The organism is Citrobacter sp. Cb041 (assembly GCF_030336655.1).
Classification (GTDB): domain Bacteria; phylum Pseudomonadota; class Gammaproteobacteria; order Enterobacterales; family Enterobacteriaceae; genus Citrobacter; species Citrobacter braakii.
On the sequence record NZ_JAOWDD010000043.1, the window covers coordinates 543,422 to 550,361 of the forward strand.

The window sequence follows — 6,940 nt, forward strand, 5'->3', positions numbered from 1 at the left end:
ACTCTCTTAACCACGGCGAGTCATCTGGTGACGCACCAACAAAATAACCGGTAGCGTGCCAGCTAAAACAATCATTAGCGCGGCGATAGCACCTTCTTCATAGGTTCCACGGGCGGCTTCTGCATACAGCAACGTTGCCAGCGTTTCGAAGTTTACCGGGCGCAACAGCAACGTTGTTGGCAGTTCTTTCATGGCATCGGCAAAAACCAGCAGGGTGCTACTCACTAACGCCGGGCGCAGCAATGGGAAATGAACCCGTGCAAATGTGCCGGCACCATTCTCACCCAACAGACGAGAAGCCTGCTCCAGCGAAGGCGGAATGCGGCCCAGGCCGGAATCCAGTGCGCCGATAGCAATCGCCTGGAAACGCATGGCACAACAAATTACCAGCAGGATCCCGGCGGACATCAGCGGCAGGCCGCGAACATCCAGTAAATCTGCCAGCCAGCGGTCGACTGCCATGGCGGGGGTTAAAAAACCAATCGCCAGAATTGTACCGGGAACCGCGTAGCCTAAAGAAGCCAGACGCATCACACCACGGCGAAATCCTGGCATCGCGTTATCTGCGGCGCTATGCCGCGCGCTCCAGGCCACCAACATACTGACGCAAACCACCACCAACGTGGTTCCCGCGGCCAGTGATAACGTATTTTGTAATGCAGCCAGTAACGAGGAGGATATAGGGCTCTCGTCACCTATACGTTTGGCGCTTTCCCAGATTAAAAACAGCACCGGGGCCAGAAAGCCCAGCACAACCGGCAGCGAAATAACGACACCGAGTAGCCAGCCACGCCAGCCTTGCACGCGGGTGGGTTGAATTTCCCGCAGGCTACGGCTGCTGAATCCCTGTTTTCTGCGGCCATAAAATTCCAGCGTCAGAATAAAGAATATAAACATCAGCATCATGCAGGCGATTTGCGCTGCGGCAGATAAATCAGAGCGAGAGATCCACGTGGTGTATACGGTAACGGTTAACGTTTGTACCCCGAGAAATTCCGACGCGCCAATATCGTTAAGCGTTTCCAGCAACGCCAGACTGATCCCGACGGCCAGTGCCGGGCGTGCCATGGGGAGTGCAACACGAAAAAAGGTCCCGGTCGCGCTGCAACCCAGCGTACGTGCAGCTTCCAACAGATGGGCCGGCTGGCTGATAAACATGGCGCGGGTTGTCAGGTACACGTAAGGATAAAGTACTAATCCGAGCAGGATTATTGCACCGGAAAGGGAACGTAAATCGGGCAGACGGAACTGTCGCGGGCTGTCAAAGCCCAGTATAAAACGGATAAAGGTTTGCAACGGGCCAATCGGATGCAGCAGATCGAGCCATGCAAAGGCAACGATGTAGGTCGGCATTGCCAGCGGCAACAGCAGCGCCCAACTGAGAATTTTTCGCCCAGGGAAATCCCATGCCGTTACCGCCCATGCGCTGCCTACGCCAATGACGCCAACCATTATCGCGACACCCGCTAGCAACAGCACGGTGTTTTTTAGCGCTGAAGGCAGTACATATGACATAAGATTATCCCAGTGGGATAAATCAGCCTGAGTGGCCTGCCAGATCAGCGCAACGATGGGGGTCAGGACGCCAAGCGCGACGCACAACGCGCCAAGATGCAACGGCGTTAATAATGACTGCGGCCCGGAAACCAGGCCGCGTAACGTCGGAAACTGCAGCGATTTATTGATCGAATCCAACTTTATCTACCAGCAAACTAGCTTGTTTACGATACTTCACGATCTCGGTGAGCGGCGTTTTATCGACGTCGATTTCACCGATTGTGGCGCTAATGACCGGGTCAAGGGTTACGCCTTTCAGTACCGGATATTCAAAGTTCGCTTTCGCATACTGCTGCTGGGCAGGCGCGGAAACCAGATATTCCATCAGCTTAACGGCATCGGCTTTATTTGGCGCATAGCGGGCAACGGCAGCGCCGCTGATGTTGACGTGCGTACCGCCATTCTCAAATGTTGGTTTAACGACTTTAATGGCATCGCCCCACTGACGAGCATCGCTGCCTTCTTTGGCGTTTTTCATATGGCCGACATAATAGGAGTTGGCCAGACCAATATCACAAATTCCACCGAGGATATCGCGGGCAACATCGCGATCGCCGCCGGTGGCTTTACGCGCCAGGTTAGCCTTCACGCCGCGCAGCCATTCTTCGGTTTTAGCTTCACCATGATGGGCAATCATCGCGGCGATCAGCGCCGTGTTGTAGGGGTGCTGACCGGAACGAATACAAACTTTACCTTTGTATTCTGGGCTGGCGAGCTGTTCGTAATGCCAGTTATCGATTGGCAGCGACTTCTCGGCATACAGTACGCGGGCGCGCATAGAAAGCGCAAACCACTGATTATCCGCGCCGCGCAGATTCGCCGGAATGGCGGCTTTCAGCGCTTCTGACTCTACCGGCTGAGTGACGCCGGCTTCAACCAAATCGATGAGATTTCCGGCATCGACGGTCATCAGCAGGTCGGCAGGGGAGTTTTTGCCTTCAGCCTTAACACGCTCAAGCATACCGTCTTTGATATAGACCGTACTTACTTTGATACCGCTGGTTTTAGTCCAGCTATCAAGTAAAGGCTGGATCAGGCCCGGTTCACGGGTGGTGTAAAGCGTTAACGTTTCCTGAGCGAAAGCCGGCAGGCTGACAGAGAAGAGGAGGGCAGAGGCAAGCGTGATACGGCGCAATCCGGTGCGAGTCAGAGCATTCATCGTTTTTATCCCAGAGTAATTGGAACATACAGTGAACCGAGTTGGGGCTCGTTCTTTTGGCTCGCGTACAATAAATGATAATCACTAGCACTTACAATAATTGCAAAGTTTAAACGATTTACATTTACACAACTTTAATCAACGATGTGATGCGGCATGGAATGGGGAGTTATGGCAGACTGAGCGCTTATAGAGGCAGCTTTTACACAGACGTGAAAAGCAAAAAGCCCGCTTAAGTTTCCTTAAGCGGGCTTCTTAAATTTGGCTCCTCTGACTGGACTCGAACCAGTGACATACGGATTAACAGTCCGCCGTTCTACCGACTGAACTACAGAGGAATCGTGTGAACGAGGCGCATATTACTGACCTCATCATGAGGTGTCAACAGTAAAATTAGCGCGTCATTTCAATTGGTTAATTAATCTTCAAATTCAGTGTTAATGCGTGTTTGGTGAGCGATAATCGTCGTCTCCCCGGGTATCGCGTAACCGCTCCATGGGGTTCTGGCGATAAAACTGGATGAAACGCTGCCATAAGGCAGGAAAACGCGGAGCAAATAATTCAGGAGCACTGAAAAAATACTCGGATAGCACGGCAAAGCATTCAGCAGGATCAGTCGCTGCGTAGGCATCTATACTGCACGCAGTTTCTCCAACCAGATCGATCTCATCCTGAATATTGTTCATTGCAGCATGCAGGTCGTGTTCCCAACCGGCTATATCGCGCAGGGGAATCGCCGGAATACCGCTGGCACGATCGCCATTACGCATATCAAGCTTGTGCGCCACTTCATGGATGATCAGATTAAAGCCGGAGGCATCAAAGGAATCCTGAATATCAAGCCAGTTGAGGATTATCGGGCCTTGTTGCCAACTCTGCCCGGACTGTACCACGCGTTGATTATGCACCAGCCCAATATCGTCTTCCCATTCATCGTCTACGACAAATGGGGCAGGGTAGATGAGAACTTCATGAAACCCGTCGAGCCACTCAATCCCCATTTCCAGAACAGGTAAACAGAATAGCAGAGCAATGCGCGCACTTTTTAGCGGGTCCAGCTCAAACCCCTGAAGAGCGACTAATCTTTTTTGTTGTAAAAAGCGCTCGGCCAGGGCAATAAGTCTGGCTTGTTCTTGCTCGGTGAGATTCACCAAAAGGGGAATAGCCAGGGCGTCGTCCCACGGCCAATCGTCACTCCGGGTTGCTTCTTGTTCTTTCCAGGGCCACTTAATCATCGTTTTGCTCGCAAACTCGTCACTTGAACGAAATTGACGGAACTGGGTCTGTTAAAATGCCAAATTACCTGGCATCATGGCAACCGCCAAAACGGAGAGATGCCAGAGCGGCTGAATGGACCGGTCTCGAAAACCGGAGTAGGGGTAACTCTACCGGGGGTTCAAATCCCCCTCTCTCCGCCACTATTCAAACACTTAGCACACTTCCTTTCAACGACTCATGTCACACTTGGTATAGTGTTGGTATATTCACTTGGTATAAAACTCGCCATCATCATCTTCTGATTTGCCCAATACTGGAAGATCCAATGTGGGAGAAATTTTCACTTTTCTGTCATAAACCACAACCTGGCTTTCAGTTTTGTGACCTGAGAATACTTGCTTTTACTTACTCTAGCCTTCGTAATCCGATATTCCCTTGGCTTTGAGATCATGAAAAGTACACGGCAGTTTTCTATCTGGTTTTTTTCCTGCTACAGATGACCGTTTCCCGTCCGTCCAAAGTCTTTGCAAGTTCGATGGCGTTATGAAGCCGTTCGGTCCAGACCTTTATTTGCGTAGTCCCGGTCTTTCCTTGCTGAATAAAAATGCCTTCCTCGCTTATTTGCGACCATTTGAGTGAAAGAACATCAGACAACTATGCGAACAGTTTACGTACCAGCGCAATACACCCCGATACCGGGAACGCTGACCCAGCCGGTGGTAGCTCCATTACCTCCAGTGCGCTGACGTACTGCGAGATCGTAATCTGGATTAAACCTCTTCTTGCAGCAATAGAGAAGGCAAACAACCAACTTGCAGGGATTAGATAAATTGAAGAGATAAAAAGGCAGAGGCCGGTTGGAAGCGATGCGGGTAATTAGAAAGCATAAAAATAATCTCGCCCTATCGGATCATGTAAATTAATTGTAAGTGTGTTTTTTTAATTTCTCATTAATTAATGACATGAACGTGTTTGTCCGAGATAATAACCGCCTCGTTAATTCTTTATGGTTTTTTTTACTATACTATAACCACAGCGACGTGCTGGAAAATAAATTGGAGTTTTCCATGAAATTTTACTCAATGAACATATCTCCTGATCAATCTAAGAACAAGGATAGAAAAAATGATGATGAGGAAAAGAATAAAACTAAAAAAACACAAAAGTAAACATAATGCTTTGTTGTTTTCTTAGTAATTTAAAGGTGGTTTTATGACAGACCGTCCTGATATAGTTGAACCGATACCTGAAGATTTACCCTTCCCTGGAGAAGATAAACCAATTTATCCAGATGACGGAGAACCCTCAGAGCCAGAGAATCCCGAAATTGACAGGGATTCTCCTAAATGATATGTATCATAATAAACCGTCGTAATCTAGGCGGTTTATTATGTGATGAGAAATCGATGAGAACTGCGTGTGAATGAATTTAAAAAATATAAACTGTGAGTTTTTATTTTCGCTGGTTAAGTGTTCTTCGTTATAAATGGCTCGGTATGAGCCATTTATGCTTTAACGGCGGCCCAACAAAAAGCCAATTATAAATGCGGTAGTCGCGGCTACGGCGACGCAAGTTATTGGATTGGACTCTATCTGACTCTTGATGTTATCTGTACTGGTTCGCACTGCATCACTTGCTCTGGATGCGTATTTTCTTGCAGTATCATTAAATTTATGCTCAGGTGACTCCAGAGCCTCACCGTAACTTTCCTCTAGTTCACCATGAATAATATGGTTTTTATCTTTTTTTGTACCAAACATAAACTAAATCTCCAATAATTAATTATCTATAAAGTATAGCAGTTAGAATAAATATACATGGAAATCGCTGGTAATGATTTAACATATATTAAAATGTTCTAATGAATCCCATTTGATATAGATTCAAGAACTATATGGAATGCCGTGTGATATCTAACCTAGAATCAAAGTGAATCGATGCCTAAAATTATTGGATAAATAGTTATGACTGTTTTTTTGCGTAGTACTGTAACAGGAAAAATCGTGACACAAGATGAATGGTTACATTCGTTAAATGAGTGGGAAGATGAAGGCGGTTCATATTATCATGCTGATGAATTTGTAAATAGACCCGTTTTAGTTCCATGCGTTTTTTGAGATCTCGGCAAATAATGGTGCTGTCGGTATTCCTCCGGTGTCATATTGTTCAGTGATTCATGCGGACGTTCACAGTTATATTCTGACACCATTTCTCCGTGATTTCCCGCACTTCATTCAGCATTCTGAAAAGATAAAAATCGAGTATTTCTGTACAGTATGTCCGGTTAAATCGCTCAATAAAAGCGTTCTGCGTCGGCTTACCCGGCTGGATAAATTCCAGTTTTACTGCATATTTCTCTGCCCATTCAGCCAGAGCCAGTGAGATAAATTCCGGATCGTTATCAATGCGTAGCATGACAGGATAGCCGCGATTTGCGGCGATCCTGTCGAGTACACGGACCATCCGCAGAGCTGGCAGATTCAGATCGATTTCAATCGACAATGCCTCACGGTTAAAGTCATCAACAACATTGAACGTGCGAAAACGACGGCCACAGACCAGGGCATCATGCATAAAATCGACAGACCAGCTCTGATTCAGCGCTTCCGGCGTGGCCAGTGGCGAGGGATTACGCACCGGCAACCGCTGTTTGCCCTTACGACGAAAGTTCAGCTTCAGCAGACAGTAAATACGGTGGATCCTTTTGTGATTCCACGGGTGTCCCTGCCGCCTCAGAACCTGAAAAAGTTTCGGAAAACCGTATCGTGGGTATCGCTCAGCCACTGCCTGCAACGCGACAATAACGGGTTCGTCACGCGTGGTATCCGGACGGTGATGGTAAACCGTTCTGCTCAGGTTCAGACTCCGGCAGGCCTGACGGATACTGAGTCCAAATGTCGTTATCAGATGAGTGACCAGCTCACGCTTAAAGGCTGGTTTTAAAGCTTTTTTTCGATAACGTCTTTCAGCGCCCGGCTCTCAAGGCTCAGGTCGGCAAACATCTG

At 48.1% G+C, this 6,940-nt stretch carries 5 protein-coding genes, 2 tRNA genes and 3 pseudogenes; 2 read left to right on the plus strand and 8 right to left on the minus strand.

The features are described 5' to 3' along the window. Window positions 1-6: 6 nt before the first annotated feature. From OGV52_RS23385 to mtfA, 4 genes are all read right to left on the minus strand, one after another. Complete coding sequence (locus OGV52_RS23385) at window positions 7-1,695, minus strand: ABC transporter permease (RefSeq protein WP_287109241.1); 1,689 nt, start codon at window positions 1,693-1,695, stop codon at window positions 7-9. Next, the gene (locus tag OGV52_RS23390; RefSeq protein WP_047499042.1) at window positions 1,679-2,716 is read right to left on the minus strand and encodes an extracellular solute-binding protein; all 1,038 of its coding nucleotides are present in this window, start codon (window positions 2,714-2,716) and stop codon (window positions 1,679-1,681) included. Before OGV52_RS23390 ends, OGV52_RS23385 begins: the two co-directional genes overlap by 17 nt. A 262-nt stretch (window positions 2,717-2,978) precedes the next feature. After that, window positions 2,979-3,054, minus strand: a tRNA-Asn gene (locus OGV52_RS23395). Between the two features lie 99 nt (window positions 3,055-3,153). Beyond that, window positions 3,154-3,951: a DgsA anti-repressor MtfA gene (gene mtfA, locus OGV52_RS23400; protein ID WP_047357950.1), complete on the minus strand. Its 798-nt coding sequence runs from the start codon at window positions 3,949-3,951 to the stop codon at window positions 3,154-3,156. Window positions 3,952-4,044: 93 nt separating this feature from the next. Here mtfA and OGV52_RS23405 point away from each other — a divergent pair. Beyond that, a tRNA-Ser gene (locus tag OGV52_RS23405) sits at window positions 4,045-4,134 on the plus strand. Window positions 4,135-4,200: 66 nt separating this feature from the next. Here the strand turns inward: OGV52_RS23405 and OGV52_RS23620 are convergent. Together OGV52_RS23620 and OGV52_RS23625 are read right to left on the minus strand one after the other, a co-directional pair. After that, window positions 4,201-4,395 (minus strand): annotated as a pseudogene (locus OGV52_RS23620) (hypothetical protein); the annotation flags it as partial. Window positions 4,396-4,445: 50 nt separating this feature from the next. Beyond that, a pseudogene (locus OGV52_RS23625) lies at window positions 4,446-4,588 on the minus strand (tyrosine-type recombinase/integrase); the annotation flags it as partial. Window positions 4,589-5,146: 558 nt separating this feature from the next. Here OGV52_RS23625 and OGV52_RS23415 point away from each other — a divergent pair. Continuing rightward, a complete protein-coding gene (locus OGV52_RS23415) occupies window positions 5,147-5,284 on the plus strand; it encodes a hypothetical protein (RefSeq protein WP_153690256.1) in 138 nt (45 codons plus the stop codon). A gap of 162 nt (window positions 5,285-5,446) precedes the next feature. Here OGV52_RS23415 and OGV52_RS23420 read toward each other — a convergent pair whose 3' ends face one another. Beyond that, a complete protein-coding gene (locus OGV52_RS23420) occupies window positions 5,447-5,695 on the minus strand; it encodes a CsbD family protein (protein ID WP_103773462.1) in 249 nt (82 codons plus the stop codon). A 336-nt stretch (window positions 5,696-6,031) separates the two neighbouring features. Then, window positions 6,032-6,940: pseudogene (locus OGV52_RS23425) on the minus strand (IS3 family transposase); the annotation flags it as partial.

Coding starts and splice junctions, on each gene's coding strand:
- OGV52_RS23415 (WP_153690256.1), top strand. CDS start 5,147: ATGACAGACCGTCCTGATATAGTTGAACCGATACCTGAAGATTTACCC.
- mtfA (WP_047357950.1), bottom strand. CDS start 3,951: ATGATTAAGTGGCCCTGGAAAGAACAAGAAGCAACCCGGAGTGACGAT.
- OGV52_RS23390 (WP_047499042.1), bottom strand. CDS start 2,716: ATGAATGCTCTGACTCGCACCGGATTGCGCCGTATCACGCTTGCCTCT.
- OGV52_RS23420 (WP_103773462.1), bottom strand. CDS start 5,695: ATGTTTGGTACAAAAAAAGATAAAAACCATATTATTCATGGTGAACTA.